This is a genomic window from Scardovia wiggsiae, from assembly GCF_051045985.1.
Lineage (GTDB): Bacteria > Actinomycetota > Actinomycetes > Actinomycetales > Bifidobacteriaceae > Scardovia > Scardovia wiggsiae.
The window spans coordinates 216,650-233,748 of record NZ_CP157350.1 but is presented as its reverse complement, the minus strand read 5'-3'; the positions used below and the strand labels follow the sequence as shown (position 1 = coordinate 233,748).

The 17,099-nt window shown below is 56.4% G+C and carries 9 protein-coding genes; 1 reads left to right on the top strand and 8 read right to left on the bottom strand.

What is annotated here, in order from left to right; translation table 11 throughout:
- Positions 1–10: 10 nt before the first annotated feature.
- Entirely contained in the window at positions 11–1,543 is a 1,533-nt protein-coding gene (locus tag ABKA16_RS00945) for an RsmB/NOP family class I SAM-dependent RNA methyltransferase (RefSeq protein WP_380999655.1), read from the bottom strand.
- Positions 1,536–2,516 (bottom strand): methionyl-tRNA formyltransferase, encoded by a 981-nt coding sequence (fmt, locus tag ABKA16_RS00940; RefSeq protein WP_380999657.1) that lies wholly within the window; start codon positions 2,514–2,516, stop codon positions 1,536–1,538. The genes ABKA16_RS00945 and fmt overlap by 8 nt, the downstream gene beginning before the upstream one ends.
- A 179-nt stretch (positions 2,517–2,695) precedes the next feature.
- On the opposite strand from fmt, the gene ABKA16_RS00935 reads away from it, so the two are divergent.
- Positions 2,696–4,042, top strand: a complete 1,347-nt coding sequence (locus tag ABKA16_RS00935; RefSeq protein ID WP_380999659.1) for an MFS transporter — start codon at positions 2,696–2,698, stop codon at positions 4,040–4,042.
- A 37-nt stretch (positions 4,043–4,079) separates the two neighbouring features.
- Here the strand turns inward: ABKA16_RS00935 and ABKA16_RS00930 are convergent, their stop codons facing one another.
- The 6 genes from ABKA16_RS00930 to rpoB all read right to left on the bottom strand — a co-directional run bounded on the left by ABKA16_RS00930 (position 4,080) and on the right by rpoB (position 17,078).
- Positions 4,080–6,386, bottom strand: a complete 2,307-nt coding sequence (locus ABKA16_RS00930) for a PriA (RefSeq protein WP_380999660.1) — start codon at positions 6,384–6,386, stop codon at positions 4,080–4,082.
- 41 nt (positions 6,387–6,427) lie between these two features.
- Positions 6,428–7,666, bottom strand: coding sequence for a methionine adenosyltransferase (metK, locus tag ABKA16_RS00925; protein ID WP_380999661.1), 1,239 nt, complete (start codon positions 7,664–7,666; stop codon positions 6,428–6,430).
- A gap of 129 nt (positions 7,667–7,795) precedes the next feature.
- Complete coding sequence (gene rpoZ, locus ABKA16_RS00920) at positions 7,796–8,086, bottom strand: DNA-directed RNA polymerase subunit omega (protein ID WP_380999662.1); 291 nt, start codon at positions 8,084–8,086, stop codon at positions 7,796–7,798.
- A gap of 156 nt (positions 8,087–8,242) precedes the next feature.
- Positions 8,243–9,187: an aldo/keto reductase gene (locus ABKA16_RS00915; RefSeq protein WP_380999664.1), complete on the bottom strand. Its 945-nt coding sequence runs from the start codon at positions 9,185–9,187 to the stop codon at positions 8,243–8,245.
- Positions 9,188–9,371: 184 nt separating this feature from the next.
- A complete protein-coding gene (locus ABKA16_RS00910; protein ID WP_380999665.1) occupies positions 9,372–13,445 on the bottom strand; it encodes a DNA-directed RNA polymerase subunit beta' in 4,074 nt (1,357 codons plus the stop codon).
- Positions 13,446–13,502: 57 nt separating this feature from the next.
- A complete protein-coding gene (rpoB, locus tag ABKA16_RS00905) occupies positions 13,503–17,078 on the bottom strand; it encodes a DNA-directed RNA polymerase subunit beta (RefSeq protein WP_380999667.1) in 3,576 nt (1,191 codons plus the stop codon).
- Positions 17,079–17,099 lie beyond the last annotated feature (21 nt).

The following is a 17,099-nucleotide window of genomic DNA, read 5'->3' as shown; positions in this document are numbered from 1 at the left end:
TCAGGGAAGCTCACTGTATTTTATGCAGAAGGCTGATGAACATCTGATCCGTATTATGCAGGTGTTCAAACAGCTGTACGTCGCCGGCACGGGAAGGGAGCGGGATCCCGGGATCGGAAGAAATACCGTGGATAACTGCGGCTGTATCCATGCGCCGCATATCGGGATGGGAATTAAGGAAGGGGTCCACTATACGTGCCGTTTCCGCAACAACCGGGGAACATGTTACATAAGCCATAGTCCCGCCCGGCTTCAGCGCCTCATATGCGGAAGACAGAAGCCCCTGCTGGAGAGCCGCAAGCGCAGCAACATCCTGGGGCTTTTTCCTCCATCGGGATTCCGGCCGGCGGCGAAGGGCTCCAAGCCCGGAACACGGCGCGTCTACAAGTATGCGGTCGAATGAGTGCGGATACAGTTTCCCCAGTTCGCGGCCATCATGTTCAGTAACACCTTCTGCCCCTGCGCCTAAGCGCCTGAGGCTGCTGCGTACGAGATCCGCCCGATGGTGCGCAGGCTCATTGGCAAGGATCGCAGCTCCATGCTGCGCAGCACACGCAGCCAGGAGGGCCGCTTTGCCTCCGGGGCCGGCACACATATCAAGCCAGCGCTCGCCCCGGCTGACCGGCACCGAAAAGGCAAGCGCCAGTGCTGCCAGCTGGCTGCCCTCATCCTCGACGCCGCACAGCCCCTGCCTGACCGATGGCAGTGTTTGGGGATCGACGCCTCTAACATGTACGGAATACGGCGAAAAACGCCCATGCCCGCATGTCCCCCGGGTCCCCGCGATGCCGTGCACTTCCGCCATAACATCTTCAACACTGATAAGCCCGGGGCGGGCGCACAAAACAACGTCCGGCGGTTCATTATCGGCTGCAAGCATCGCCTCAAGCTGGCCCTCAGCACCGGCCCCTCCCTCAGCAGCCTGGTACTGGCTGTATCCGGCCCCTTCCCACGCTTCACGCAGCAGGCTGACGGTCCACTCAGGATGGGAATACCTCACCGACAGCCGCTTATCCTTATCTTCTTTAGGGATACGCGATACAACCAGGGACTCCCATTCCTGGCGGGGGCGCTGCGTGACTGTGCGGAGCACTGCATTCACAAATCCGGGCAAAGGGCCCGGCGCATACTTACGCATGATGTCCACATTCTGCGAGACAGCAGCATAACCGGCTGTCCCCATGAAAAGTATCTGGTAAACCCCGCTTCGAAGGATATCAATGGCCTGGGCACTTATCCCGGCAACAGGGCGACGGGCAACAGCGCTGATAACGGTATCAAGTAGCCCCTGCCAGCGCAGGGAGCCGTATACGGCTTCAGTAACAAACGCTTTATCCCGCGCATCCAGGGCAGAGCGGGAAAGCTCGCGCGGTACCAGAAGGTTTGAAAAGGCGTCAGTACTGTGTATGCGCGCAAGCAGAAGATACGCCAGCTCACGCGGGTTGCCGGCCTTACCGGCCCCCGCGCCTTTACGGGCCGGCCGTGCTGCTTTCTGTTTGTTATTCTTACTATGCCGCCGCCGACGGCTGTAATGCTCAGTCACAATAAGCACCTTCAGGCAGCCTTGCCCCCCGGGCCCAGTCCGCTGCAGCCATCTGTTTTTTCCCCTGCTGCTTCACCTGGTCAAGCTCCAGCGGATCAGTAAGCGTCCCTATCCATACATGTTTTTTCGACACGGCAATCATGCCCGGCCGGAGCCCTGCAGGCTTCTGCGGATCATCAGACATATCCGGATGGGCACGGGCAACAGTGAGTTTGATGCCCCCCTCTGCTCCCTGTGCATCCGTCTCCGTACGGTTATGGAGCAGGCACCATGCACCGGGCTCCGGCGTGCAGGCACGGATCTGCCTGTCAGCAGCAAAAGCAGGCACATCAAACCGGATCCTGGCATCATCAGGATGTATCTTGGGGGCAGGTTCAAACACCCCTTCAGGCTGTTCAACCAGAGCCAGATGGCCGTCTGCTATGCCCTTCAAAGCTGCACACAGAAGGTTCGAGCCGTCTTCGGACAGCCGGCCAAGCAGTTCGCCGGATGTTTCATGGGCCCCTATCTCAACCGTTGACTGTGCGGCTACAGGGCCGTTATCAAGGCCGGGACCGATCTTAAACACTGTAGCGCCCGTAACCGTTTCACCCGCCCAGATAGCCCTCTGCACAGGGGCTGCTCCGCGGTACTGAGGCAGCAGGGAAAAATGGAGGTTGAACCATCCGAGGGGGACAGCATCCAGCGCAGGCTGGCGCAGGATACTGCCGTATGCCACCACAGCGGCAATATCAGGCTTGAAACGTGCTACTGCTTCAAAAAAACCGTCTGACGTGGGTTTGTCCTCGATCACCGGCAGGCCGAGCTCCATAGCTGCAGCCTTCACAGGGCTTGGCGCCAGCCTGCGCCCGCGGCCCTGCGGGGCATCAGGCCGGGTAAGGACAGCAACGACTTCCATACCCCCGCCCGCGGAAGCGAGAGCCTGCAAGGGCTTAACTGCCGCTTCAGGGGTACCGGTAAAAAGTATTCTCATACCTGCCTACTTTAGCGAAAGGGCTGACTACCGCAGCCGGCTGCAGCACCTTCCGCATCCGAACGGCAGCTATGGCCCGGCAGCGGGAAACGCCTTGAATATTTATTCCCCTCGTATGAAAATCCTGGCCGCTATTGCGTGCACAGGGGAAGCGTACACTGTAATGCAGGAAGAACAGCATGCGCCATACTTCAGGAGGAACGGTAATGCAGCGCGGATCATTATGGACAATACGCAACTACCGCTGGTGGTTCCTTGCCGATACTACAGATGTCCTGGCTGTTACCGTGCGGAGCTTCGCCGTATCCCTGCTCGCATGGAAGGTATCCCATTCTGAAGCCGTAACGGGGGCTATCGTCGCACTCGAAAATATAATCAACCTTGTTATGATGCCGATTGGCGGTGCTATAGCTGACCGCTGCAACAGGCGCCGACTCATGATAATCGAGAATACCGCCGGCATAATACTTTCCGTTATTTTTACAGTCCTGGTTGCTGCTAACCTGCTCAATACCCCCCTGCTTATTGCCGTCACTGCTGCCTATGGCCTTCTCGTAGGCCTGTGCGGTACTGCAAATGATGCTATCCTGAAATCCCTTGTCCCTACAGAAAAATTTGCCAGCGCACAGGCAATCCGGGAAACCCGCGAATCAGTGGTAGGCCTGCTTGGCGGCACTGCAGCGGGATTCCTGTACAGGGTTTTCCCCTGGCTCCCCATAGCCTTTGCAGCGGTTTTCTATGCTGCCGGGCAGACAGCTACGCTTCAGCTTCCCTCTCAGGGAAGGAAAGCGGCCCTCAAGGGCGGCAGCAGCGGCCCGGGTACCGGTGGAAAGCCGAAAAATGGTACAGCCGAAGTAATCCCTGCCCAGGAAATACCTCAAGGGCAGGACCCCCTTCACAGCTTTATCCGCACCCTCCGCGAAGGGCTGGCCTGGGCCATGTCAAAAAAGAAGTTCATGGCAGCACTCGCCGTCGGGGCTACGGTCAATATTGCATTTACTGCAATCGTTGCCGGAGCCCAGATATACCTCATAGCTCAGGGGACGGATTCCATACTGATAGGTTTGCTTGATTCAGGCATGGGGACACTGACCCTTATCGGCTCGCTTCTGGCGAACTGGGTATCCAGCCGTATACCTACCGGAAAACTTATTATCCTTTCTCTCGCCTTTGACACCCTCTGTTTTATCCCCCTGATCTTTTTCCATTCCTACACGGCTGTCCTGATATCCCTTTCACTTATGGGGCTTCCGCTGCCATCGCTCAACACAGGCCTGTACGGATTCATATTCGGGAAAACGCCGGATACCATGCAGGGGCGCGCCACAGCAGTATTTGAAACAGCAGTAGGCATTTTCGGCGCAGTGACGCCTGCAGCTATAGGGCCGGTGCTCCAGCTGCAGTATGGGTTCACTATAACTGCTGTGATTGCAGCAGTTTTTGCCGCTATAAGCCTGGTTATTTCTATTGCAACATCACTGCGCACAGTCCCCCGGCCTGAGAAATGGGAAGATGCGGACCTGTGAACCGGCTCATCTGAGCCGTTCAAAAAAACGGAATATATCAGCTCAAATTTTTAGGGTCGATCTGGATATGCAGCTCCCCTTTGACGCGGGAAGCTGCATGCTTCGCCGCTGCAGAACGCAGCCGCCGGGACAGCGTCCCGGTCCGGTCCAGGCTGGCCCGGACTACAGCACGCACACGGTCATTGCTTCCCTCAAGCTGACGGTCAGAAATATTAGACGGCTCCGGTATGGGGACAGGGCCCAGTACTGACGGGATGCCCGAGGGCAGCAGGGCAAGATCAGATTCTACATCGGCTGCACCTATATCCGCACCGATATCTTTAAGCACCCATTCCACAACTTCACGCCGCCCCCATATATTCGCCGCAGTAACAGAAGGAGGCATGCCGGCCTCCTTACGCTCCTCGACCTCTTTTCGGGCCAGATACGAGGGATCCCAAGCAATCAGGGACTGCGCTATCGCAGGCTCGCATTCCCCCAGGAGGAGCACCTGCCCACCGTCCTCATGGGATGCGCACAGTGCAGCCGCGCGCATCCACGCAGTGAGGATATCAATACGCGAATCCATGTGCGAAGCATACAGGCTTGTCCATGTATCAACAATGGCAACAGCCCTGTAGCTTGGATGATAGGCGCCGTCAATATTCTGGTAGGCAGTATCAGACTTTTCCACGCCGATGCCTTCACGGTGCTCCATGCGCGTCAGCCCTGTACTGACTATCTGCGGTTCGGCCCCGGGGGATGCTATGACTACCTGAGGCCTGTCCTCAATATGTTCTATAACGCCGCGCGGCTGGTTTGGAGTGGAAGTAACGATCCGTGTACGGGGGAAAAGCCCGCGGAGCTCCTGGGCCGTGCCCAGCGCCCCCACACGGATAACGCGCATCGCGCTGCCCCCGCAATGGAGGCAGGACCACTGCGACGCTGCAGCACCGCACCATGCGCAGCGCGGGGATCCATCCCTGCGCGAGCCCTGCTGCAAAGGCCCGGAACATCGGAGGCAGCGCGCCTGACGGCGGCACCGGGAACAGATAAATACCATGGACTGCCCGTCATGCGGGACACACAGGAGGACAGGGCCGGACCGCAGCGCATTTTTAAGTATGGAGACTGCGGTATGTGGGATACGGGCACCGATTGCGGGGTCGGCAAGGCGCTCAAGCTCCTCACGGTTGAACAGCCTGACCCACGGCATTGCTTTCTTCAACGGTGCCGGCAAAGGGCTCACTTCAATAGCCTGCCCCACCTCTATGGCAGCATCCCCCGGCTGCCTTCCTGACACTTCCCACTGGCTCTGCGGGCTGCGGCTATGGCCCAATGCGACAAAAATGCCTTTGTGCCCGCGGGCGCGCAGGCGCATAACATCACGCACATTGGCATAGGGGGTAAAACCGTCTGCATTCTGGTAAGCGATATCATCCACCGCAACAAATACAGCATTGCCCTGCACAGGGGCGTACATTGCTGCACGGGTGCCGATCACACACTGTACAGACCCCTGCGCAACCGCCATATACGAACGGTAGCGTTCCTCAGGGGTCATAGCGCCGACAAGGATGCAGTAGTCCCCATTCCACACGCCCCGCCCTGAGCGCAGCGCGAAAGGGAGGAACCCCGCAGCCTGCAGCTGCTGGTGGACAAGCCTGATATGCGCGATATCCGGAAGCTCAACTATTATCGGCCTCTGCGAAAGGAAACTCCTGCTGACCAGCCATACGATATCATCAGCCCATGCAGTTACTCCCGGCATGGCATTCCAGACAATACCAGCCGGAGAAGATCCTGACCATGCCCGCTCCACGTCGTCGATATGCCCGTAAGATGCCTCCACACGCCGGGTCTGCGCCTCATACACCTTCCGGGCACTGTCCGGCAGCTTTCCCTGTACGGGCCGCGCTACCGCCGGCTGCGGCTCTTTGTCTACCTTTGCCACGCGGGAGGGGATGGCAAGACGGATGATATTAGCCCGCGTACCCGCAAAATAATCTGCTATCTCTTCAATATCACGCCTCATCTGCCTGGGGGCAACGGGCGAACTGCCTATAACACGCTCAATGAATTTCAATGAGCTGCGGGGCGTGCTGCTGGATTCCACGCGGTCCCAGATAATGCCGTTGACAAGGCGGCCGCCGAAACGCACGCGCACGCTCATCCCCGGTACAGCGCTGTCGGAATGTTTGTCTTCAACAAGATAATCAAAAGCCTGGCCCAGATTTGCAGCCTGTACGTCAATAACCACCTGGGCAACAGGGAGGCGGGCCGCCGGCACCTTAACATGCGCAGAGCTTTTCCTCCTGCGCGGCGCCAGGCCATCCAGGGCCATCTGCTCGCCTATTATTACCATAGTTTCAGATTACTACAGCCATATCATTATGTCATTGTATGTCATTGCTGCCGGGCAGCAGACAGCGCAGCTTCCCTGAGCTCGCCGGCTTTATCTGTCTGTTCCCACGTAAAGCTTTCATCTGCCCTGCCGAAATGCCCGTATGCCGCAGTTTTACTGTATATCGGCCTCAGAAGGTCCAGTTCATCAATAATAGCCGCAGGGCGCAGGTCGAACACCTGCCGGACCGCCTGCGCAAGCACAGGATCAGTTATCCCAGGGCCTGTCCCCGTCCCCATCGTATCGACAGTAACAGATACCGGTTCAGCCACCCCTATTGCATACGCCAGCTGGACCTCAGCTTTACGCGCAAGCCCTGCTGCAACAATATTTTTGGCGACCCACCGGGAAGCATATGCTGCAGAACGGTCAACCTTGCTGGGGTCTTTCCCCGAGAAAGCGCCGCCGCCATGATGGCCCACACCGCCATAAGTATCAACGATGATTTTCCTGCCCGTCAGACCGGCATCAGCAGCAGGGCCGCCAAGCACAAAGGAGCCCGTAGGGTTCACCAGGAGCCTGTAATCATCATGCCTGACTGTGCCGCCCCTGCACGAGGCCAGCGTACTGTCAAGTACCGGCTTGATAACATTCCGGATAAGCTCGCCGCGCAGCCATTCCTGGGAGGCCTCCGGATCATGCTGGGCAGAAATCACTATGGTATCGACCCTCTGCGGCACACCGCTTCCATCATATTCCACCGTTACCTGCGTTTTACCGTCAGGCCTCAGATGCGCAACGATCCCCTTTTTGCGCACATATGCCAGCTTTTCCGCCAGCCGGTGCGCAAGTTCGATCGGCAGAGGCATAAAAGCGTCAGTCTCATCACAGGCATACCCGAACATGATCCCCTGGTCGCCGGCCCCCTGCACGGCATAGCGTTCCTCCTGCGTTGCGGCCTGCCGGGATACGCCTGCATTGATCTCAGGGCTCTGCTCGTTGATAGATACAAGGACCCCTGCAGAACCCGCATCCAGCCCGATGTCCGAACTGGTATACCCTATACGCTCCAATGTCTCGCGCACTATCTGATTGATATTGACATACCCTTCTGACGTGATCTCGCCAAAAACAAGGAACTGCCCTGTCGTTGCACACGTTTCTACTGCTACATGCGAAGAAGGGTCCTTCTTAAGGAGCTCATCAAGGATAGCATCAGATATCTGGTCGCATACTTTATCGGGATGCCCTTCCGTAACAGATTCAGACGTAATGAGCCGAATGTCCTGTGCAGCTGCCATATCAAACCTGCTTTGTACCTGTCGCCATAAAACCGTTATAAACTGCTAAAACTTGCCCTGAAACAAAATCCCCGCACCGTAGGGGCGGTACGGGGATCCCTATAACCATAAGATAATTTAAAGCTGAAATCAGCTCAGCACGCCTTCAGACAGATCATCTTCACCAAGCGTCTCCTCAAGGAGGCCGTCATTGATCTCACGGAAAGCAATAGTCAGAGGCTTTTCCTGGTTCTTGTATTCTACCAGGGGCCCGACGTTCTGGAGGAGGCCCTCATTCAGCTGCGTGAAATATGAATTGATCTGACGGGCGCGCCGTGCAGCAAACATAGCAAGCGCATACCGCGACTGGGCATGCTGGTCGAGCTCATCGATCGGCGGGTTTGCCAAGCCTTCAGGCTGCGGGACTGTACCTAATGCCATTTTTCTCCAATACCTGTATACGGAATCTAACTGTGTTAATACTTTCTAACACTATACTCCGGCACGGCGAAAACTGGAAGGGGCCGGGATCCGGCTTTCCACGCCGGCAGTGGCGCAGGGCTGCAGCAGTCCGATACCTCCCCGATACGGCATCCCCTAATACTTTTTCTTAGCGGTAAAAAGACCGAAACGCTGCATGCTGGAAAACATCCTGGCGTAGCCAAAAAGTGATTTGCCGGTATCCAGCGCATCTATCTGGTTCATATCGGAATCGGAAAGCTCAAAATCCCAGATATCGATATTTTCTTCGATCCGTTCCCTATGCACCGATTTTGGGATAACTACGATATCGCGCTGTACAAGGGACCTGAGCGCTACCTGCGCGGCAGTCTTGCCGTACTGTTCGCCAATCTCAGTAAGGACAGGATGGGTGAACAGCCCATTCTTGCCTTCTGCAAACGGCGCCCATGATTCAGGCTGGATCCCATACTCACGCATAATGCCCAGCGCCTCGCGCTGCTGCCAGAACACATGGTTTTCTATCTGGTTCACAGCAGGGATGACATGTGCACGCTTTGCCAGATCGACAAAACGGTCGGGCTCCATATTGGATATGCCTATCGCACGGATAACACCGTCATGGCAGAGGTCTTCCAGCGCCCGGTATGCCCACAGGTAATTGCCCACACCCTGATGGAGCAGGACCAGGTCTGCATAATCTGTCCTCAGCTGGGCCAGGGAATGCCTGATGCTCTCTATCGTTTTATCATATCCGTAATGGGTGATCCATACTTTTGTTGTCAAGAAAATATCTTCGCGCGGAACGCCGCTTTCTGCTATGGCCTCGCCGACAGAACCTTCATTGCGGTAAAACTGCGCAGTATCAATAAGGCGATACCCGCATTCCAGCGCATCCATAACGGCTTTTTTGCATTTGGATCGCCCGGATATCTGGAATACGCCGAAACCTTCCTGCGGCATGGCAACGCCATTATTAAGCGTAACGTACGGGACCCCATGCGGGAGCGGTTTGCTCAACGGTTCGCGGGCTTCCCCGCCCTCCTGTGTCCCCTCAGAATCTGTGCTGGCAGTACCGACCATATATGGCCTCCCGGTTACATATTTACTTACGTATATTGTAATCTTTCCAAAGGCCCGGCGCAAACGTAAAAGGCCCGTTATACGCTGTCTGCGGACATGCAGAAGCCCGGCGCGGTGCGATGCCGGCCGGGCTTAATGCTTGCCTAAATACTTATAACCTTGTGCACTGCCTCGGTGCGCCGGCCTACTCCTGATCCGGCTTCACATCCGGAAGCCCGGTAATATCCGGGAGCGGCGAGCCGGCAGCCGGATCGGTACCGTCCAGCCCCAGGCCTCCGCCAAGGTCATTAAGGAAATCGTCAGGATTGAAATCATCGCTGATATTGAGCTGGTTGAAATCGATACTGTTGAAATCGATACCATCCAGGCTCTCATTGCTGTTGACTTCAAGCTCCTTAGGCTCCTCGCCCAGGCCAAAGCTCGGGTAGATCGTGTCGCGGATCGCCTTATCAGGCTCTACCTGGGCATTGCGGTACCGCGCAAGGCCGGTACCTGCCGGGATAAGCTTACCGATAATGACATTCTCCTTGAGCCCCTTAAGGTCATCGACTTTCTGCTGGATCGCCGCTTCAGTAAGGACACGGGTAGTTTCCTGGAAGGAAGCCGCGGACAGCCATGATTCAGTCGCCAGGGATGCCTTGGTGATACCCATCAGTTCAGGGCGTCCGTCAGCAGGGCGGCCGCCTTCAGCGGCAACCTTGCGGTTAGTTTCGCGCAGGATCTGGCGGTCAACAAGCTCGCCCTCAAGATACCTGGTATCACCCGGAGAGGTGATAACTGCGCGGCGGAGCATCTGGTGCACGATCACTTCAATATGCTTATCGTGGATATCCACGCCCTGGGAACGGTACACATCATGGACGCCCTCAACGATAGAAACCTGGGCTGCGCGCGGGCCGAGCACTTCAAGGATACGCTTAGGATCCACAGAACCCTCAATCAGCGCAGTACCTGCACTGATATGCTCGCCATCCTTAACAAGGAGCGGCACACGGCGTGTCACCTTATACTCGAAGTTCTCATCGCCTTCATCCGGGACGACCGTAATAGTACGGCCGCGCTCATTATCTTCGACATGTACAGTACCGTCCACATCGCTGATAGGTGCCTCGCCCTTCGGCGTGCGGGCTTCAAAAAGCTCAGCAACACGCGGAAGGCCCTGGGTGATATCAGATGCTGATGCAACACCGCCGGAGTGGAAGGACCGCAGCGTCAGCTGGGTACCAGGCTCACCGATAGACTGCGCAGCCACGATACCTACAGCTTCGCCGACATCGACAAGGCGGTTCGTTGCCAGGGACCATCCATAGCACTTTGCGCAGACCCCACGCTTAGATTCGCAGGTCAGCACGGAACGTGCGCGCACGCTTGACACCCCGTGGGCAACAAGGTCTTTGAGCACATCCATGGACAGGGCTTCATCCCGGCGGTACAGGACCGTCTTCCCGTCGGAAGGGTCAACAACATCTGCAGACAGCAGGCGTGAATACGGACCGCCGTCAGCATTCCTGACAAGCTGGAGGTTGCCGTCCTCATCAGGCTCAGCCACAGTAACAGCAAGCCCGTGCTTAGTCCCGCAGTCTTCTTCGCGGACAATAACATCCTGCGATACATCCACCAGACGGCGGGTCAGATATCCCGACTCTGCCGTACGGAGTGCCGTATCAGCCAGGCCCTTACGGGCACCATGCTGTGAAATGAAGTACTCAAGCACTGACAGCCCGTCACGGTAATTGGATTTGACCGGGCGGGGGATGATCTCGCCCCGAGGGTTCGCCACCAGGCCGCGCATACCGGCGATCTGGCGGATCTGCATCCAGTTGCCGCGGGCGCCTGACTGGACCATGATATTCACATTATTATCCTGGTAGAAGTTATTCTGCATGGCGTCAGCAACCTTATCGGTGCATTCCGTCCACAGGTTGATAAGCTCCTGCCGGCGCTCTTCTTCAGTAAGAAGGCCCATAGCATACTGGTCATTGACCTTATCAGCCTGGGCTTCATACTCGTCAACGATCTGCTTATGCTCCGAAGGGGCAACGATATCAGAGAATGCGATAGTCACGCCTGCCCACTGGGCACGGGTGAACCCAAGGTCCTTCAAAGCATCCAGCGTTGCAGCAACCTGCTCGGTGGAATACCTGGAAGCGATATCGTCAACTATGGACGACAGCCTGCCCTTAGGGACCTGCTCGTTGATATACGGATAATCCTCAGGGAGCGTCCCGTTGAACAGAATACGCCCGTAGGTCGTGGCAAAAAGCACGCTGCCGTCTGCAAAACGCTCTTCCCTGGCAACATCGCTTTCACCGTCACGGGGGTCCCTGACCTTGACTTCGCCCGGCTCCCAGTTATCGGGGAGGACAAAATCTGAGCCGACGCGAAGGAGTATCTTAGCCTGCATATCGATCTCATGCAGGTCAAGCGCCATGCGCGCCTCTTCTATTGACCCGAAAATACGGCCCTGGCCCTGGGCGTCTTCCTTTTCAGTGCTCAGATAATACAGCCCGAGGATCATATCCTGGGAAGGCATAGTTACAGCGTGGCCGTCCGCAGGCTTAAGGATATTATCCGACCCGAGCATCAGGGTGCGGGCTTCAGCCTGGGCTTCAGCACCCAGCGGAAGGTGGACAGCCATCTGGTCGCCGTCGAAATCTGCGTTGAATGCTGCGCAGGCCAGAGGGGGCAGATGGATAGCCTTGCCCTCAACAAGCACGGGTTCAAACGCCTGGATACCCAGACGGTGCAGCGTAGGTGCACGGTTGAGCAGTACAGGATGGTTGGAGATGACTTCCTCAAGGACATCCCAGACCACGGAATCGCCGCGGTCCACCATACGCTTCGCGCTCTTCATATTCTGTGCATACTGCTGTTCCACAAGGCGCTTGATGACAAACGGCTTGAAAAGCTCCAAAGCCATAGACTTCGGCAGGCCGCACTGATGCATGCGCAGGCTCGGCCCCACAACGATCACGGAACGCCCGGAATAATCCACACGCTTGCCCAGAAGGTTCTGACGGAAACGCCCCTGCTTGCCCTTGAGCATATCAGAAAGCGATTTGAGCGGACGGTTCGATGCGCCTGTAACGGCACGCCCGCGGCGTCCGTTGTCAAAGAGGGAATCAACAGCTTCCTGGAGCATGCGCTTTTCATTATTAAGCATGATCTCCGGCGCATGAAGCTCGATAAGGCGCTTCAGACGGTTATTGCGGTTGATCACGCGGCGGTACAGGTCGTTAAGGTCAGATGTTGCGAAACGGCCGCCGTCAAGCTGGACCATTGGCCTCAGATCCGGCGGGATGACCGGGATAACATCCAGGACCATATTTGCCGGGCTCTTGCCTGTGTTGATGAAAGCCATAATGACTTTCAGCCGCTTCAGGGCACGGGCTTTGCGCTGCCCGTTGCCGTTTTCCACATCTTCACGCAGCTGGGCTGCTGCACCTTCGAGATCGAAATCCTGAAGGCGCTTCTTTATAGCTTCTGCACCCATGCTGCCGTCGAAATAGTCGCCGTAACGGTCTTTCATTTCGCGCCACAGGTCTACATCGCCTTCCATATCGCCCGGCTTCAAAGCCGTGAAACGGTCCCATACCGCGCCGATACGGGTGATCTCGTCATCATAACGCTGGCGGATCGCCTTCAGATCACGCTCTGCACTGGTATGGAGCTTTGTTTTTGCCTTTGGGTCGGCATCTTCCGCCTCAAGCGCTGCGAGATCCTCTTCAAGCTTCCTGGAACGCTTGTCAAGCTCGCTGTCACGGCGGTTGCTCAGGCGCTCAACTTCCGAGTCAAGCTCAGCCTGAAGGTCCGGAAGATCCTGCTGGCGCTGCTCCTCATTGACCGCTGTCACCATATAAGCGGCGAAATAAATCACTTTCTCCAAGTCTTTAGGGGAAATATCCAGCAGATACCCGAGCCGGCTTGGCACACCCTTAAAGAACCAGATATGCGTTACCGGGGCGGCCAGCTCGATATGGCCCATACGCTCGCGGCGCACACGGGAACGGGTCACTTCAACACCGCAGCGTTCGCACACGATGCCCTTGAACCGCACCCGCTTATATTTGCCGCAGGCGCATTCCCAGTCACGGGTCGGCCCGAATATCTGTTCGCCGAACAGGCCGTCTTTCTCAGGCTTAAGGGTCCGGTAATTGATGGTCTCCGGCTTCTTGACCTCTCCGTAGCTCCAGCTGCGGATATCATCGGCACTCGCAAGGCCTATGCGTACTGTATCAAATGCATTAACGTCCAGCACTGTTTATCCTGTCTGCTTAGTTTTCCAAATTCTTTTCTTACAAATTGCCGGGCAGGCTCAGAAGCCTGCACCTGCGGGTTCACCGGCTTCAACAGTGTCATTCGCTGCCATGGAGGCATCCGGACGGGCACCGATATTGAAACCGAGGTCGTCAGTTTCAGATTGAGGATCGTCATCTTCCTCCTTCATGTCGATTACCTGCCCTTCGGCATTCAGTACTTCAACATTCAGGGACAGGGACTGCATTTCCTTAAGCAAAACTTTGAAGGATTCAGGTATCCCGGCCGGAGGGAGGTTATCCCCCTTGACAATAGAACCATATGCGCGTACGCGGCCATCAACATCATCGGACTTGGTGGTCATCATCTCATGCAGGGTATATGCCGCACCGTATGCCTCAAGCGCCCACACTTCCATTTCGCCGAAACGCTGGCCGCCGAACTGGGCTTTACCGCCCAGCGGCTGCTGAGTGATCATGGAGTACGGGCCTGTGGACCGTGCATGAATCTTGTCATCAACAAGGTGATGCAGTTTGAGCATATACATATAGCCCACCGAAATAGGCTTCGGGAAAGGTTCGCCTGTACGGCCGTCAAACAGCTGTGCCTTGCCGTCATCGCCAACAAGATAGTTGCCGTCACGGTCCGGGAGCGTCGTGTGGAGAAGGCCGTGCATGGCATCTGTACGCACACCGTCGAAAACAGGTGTTGCCACATGGCTGTTAGGCCCGCCCTTTTCAGCGCCGGCGGGTATATGCTTCTTCCATTCAGCTTCCAGATCCGGATCAATACTAATATCCCAGCCGGAATGCGCGATCCATCCAAGATGGAGTTCAAGCACCTGGCCCAGGTTCATTCGGCTCGGCACACCAAGCGGATTGAGCATAATGTCAATAGGGGTGCCGTCCGCCAGGAACGGCATATCTTCTTCAGGGAGTATGCGGGAGATAACACCTTTATTCCCGTGCCGCCCGGAGAGTTTATCGCCCTGGGTGATCTTACGGTGCTGCGCAACATAAACGCGGATCATCTGGTTGACGCCGGTCGGCAGCTCATCGCCTTCCTCCTCGGCTTCTTCCTTGGTAATCTCTTTAATGGAGATCACAGTACCGCGTTCACCATGAGGCACCCTCAGGGAGGTATCGCGAACTTCGCGGCTCTTCTCGCCAAAGATTGCACGCAGCAGGCGCTCTTCAGGGGTAAGCTCGGTCTCGCCCTTAGGCGTTACTTTGCCTACGAGAATATCGCCGGCCTCGACTTCAGCGCCGATCCTGATGATCCCGCGCTCGTCAAGGTTAGCAACCGCATCCTCAGAAACGTTGGGAAGGTCGCGGGTGATCTCTTCAGCACCAAGCTTGGTTTCGCGGGCATCGATCTCGAACTCTTCAATATGGATCGAGCTCAGCGTATCATCGCGTACCAGACGCTGCGAGATGATCACAGCATCTTCGTAGTTATAACCGTTCCACGGCATAAAAGCAACGAGGAGGTTCTTGCCCAGCGCCATCTCACCCTGGTCAGTAGCAGGGCCGTCAGCAAGCACAGAGCCTTTCTCCACGCGCTCACCCTTAGCAACCAGCGGTACCTGGTTGTAGCAGGTCATCTGGTTTGAACGCTGGAACTTGGTCAGCTTGTAGCTTGATGTGGTACCGTCATCATTCATAGTGCGGACAAGGTCAGCTGCTACATAGGTAACTACGCCGTCCTTATCAGCGATAACAACATCGCCTGAATCTACCGCTGCGCTCCATTCGCCGCCTGTACCGACAAGCGGGCGCTCGGATTTCACCAGCGGGACGGCCTGGCGCTGCATGTTGGCACCCATCAGGGCGCGGTGCCCTTCATCATGCTCAAGGAACGGGATCAGCGAAGACCCTACGGATACCATCTGGCGCGGCGAGACGTCCATATAATCGACCTGGTTTACAGGCACATCTTCTGCTTCAGCGTCATCGTCGCGGACAAGCGCATTCTTGGTAAGGAAATCGCCGTTGGCGTCAAGTTCCTGGTTAGCCTGGGCAATAACATGCCCATGCTCCTGGTCAGCAGTCATATAGACGACATCATTCGTGACATGCCCGTTTTCGACCTTACGGTACGGGGTCTCAATGAAACCGAACGGATTGATGCGCGCAAATGTAGACAGGCATCCGATAAGGCCGATATTCGGGCCTTCAGGGGATTCGATAGGGCACATACGCCCGAAATGGGAAGGATGGACATCGCGCACTTCCATAGACGCGCGGTCACGCGACAAACCGCCGGGGCCGAGGGCGGACAGGCGGCGCTTGTTGGTCACGCTCGCCAGCGGGTTGTTCTGGTCAAGGAACTGCGACAGCTGGGATGTTCCGAAGAACTCTTTGATAGTTGCAGCTACCGGGCGGATATTCAGAAGGGACTGGGGGGTTATCGCCTCAGGGTCCTGGGTCGTCATACGCTCGCGGGCTACACGTTCCATACGGGACAGGCCCGTACGCAGCTGTGTCTGGATCAGCTCGCCCACCTGGCGGATACGGCGGTTGCCGAAATTATCAATATCATCCGTATCTACAGCAAGCTCGATATCCTTGCCGTCACGCCGCCCGGGGAAAGTATCCTTCCCGTCATGCAGGGTCACGAGATATTTCATCGTTGCAAGGATATCTTCGCGGGTAAGGCTGCGGTTCTGATAATCAGTGTCAAGTCCAAGCTTGCGGTTGATCTTGTACCGCCCAACGCGGGCCAGATCATAACGCTTGTTGTTGAAATAGAAGGACTCCAGAAGATTACGCCCGGCTTCAGGGGTAGCTGTGTCCCCCGGGCGGATACGGCGGTAAAGCTCAGTCAGGGCCTGGTCCTGTGTGATCTCAGGCTCCTTGGACAGTGCCTCCATGACCAGCGGATAATCTTTGAAAGCCTCGGCGATCTCACTGCGGGTCATGCCTATAGCCTGAAGGAAGACTACAGCAGACTGCTTGCGCTTGCGGTCAATACGGACGCCGAGCACATCACGCTTGTCTATCTCGAACTCGAGCCATGCGCCGCGGCTCGGGATAATCTTCGCATCGAAAACTTCCTTATCCGATGTCCTGTCAGGGGTACGGCCAAAGTAAACACCCGGGGAACGTACCAGCTGGGATACGATAACGCGCTCGGTCCCACCGATAATAAAGGTGCCGTGCTTGGTCATCAGCGGGAAATCACCCATAAAAACGGTCTGTGACTTGATCTCGCCAGTATCATAATTCGTGAATTCCGCATTCACATACAGCGGGGCGGAATACGTCTGATCTTTTTCGCGGCATTCCTGGACAGTGTGGCGCGGCTCTTCAAAATAGGGGTCAGAGAAAGTCAAGGACATAGTCTGGGCAAAGTTTTCGACCGGGGAAATCTCATCGAAAACTTCCTGCAGGCCGGAGATATGCCCAACGGTATACGTACCGTTTTTCTCATCTTCTTCAACACATTTCTTCCAGCGCTCATTGCCTACCAGCCAGTCGAAACTGTTCGTCTGCACCCCCAGGAGGTCGGGGACAGAGATAGGTTCGCGGATAGATCCAAAATTAATGCGATCAGTTGCTTTACGGAGCTCAATATCATGCTCATCGGCATGGGCAAAAGGAGCCGCAGCACTTTGTTTCTTCTTCGCAGCCAAGGATATTCCTTCGTTTACTGT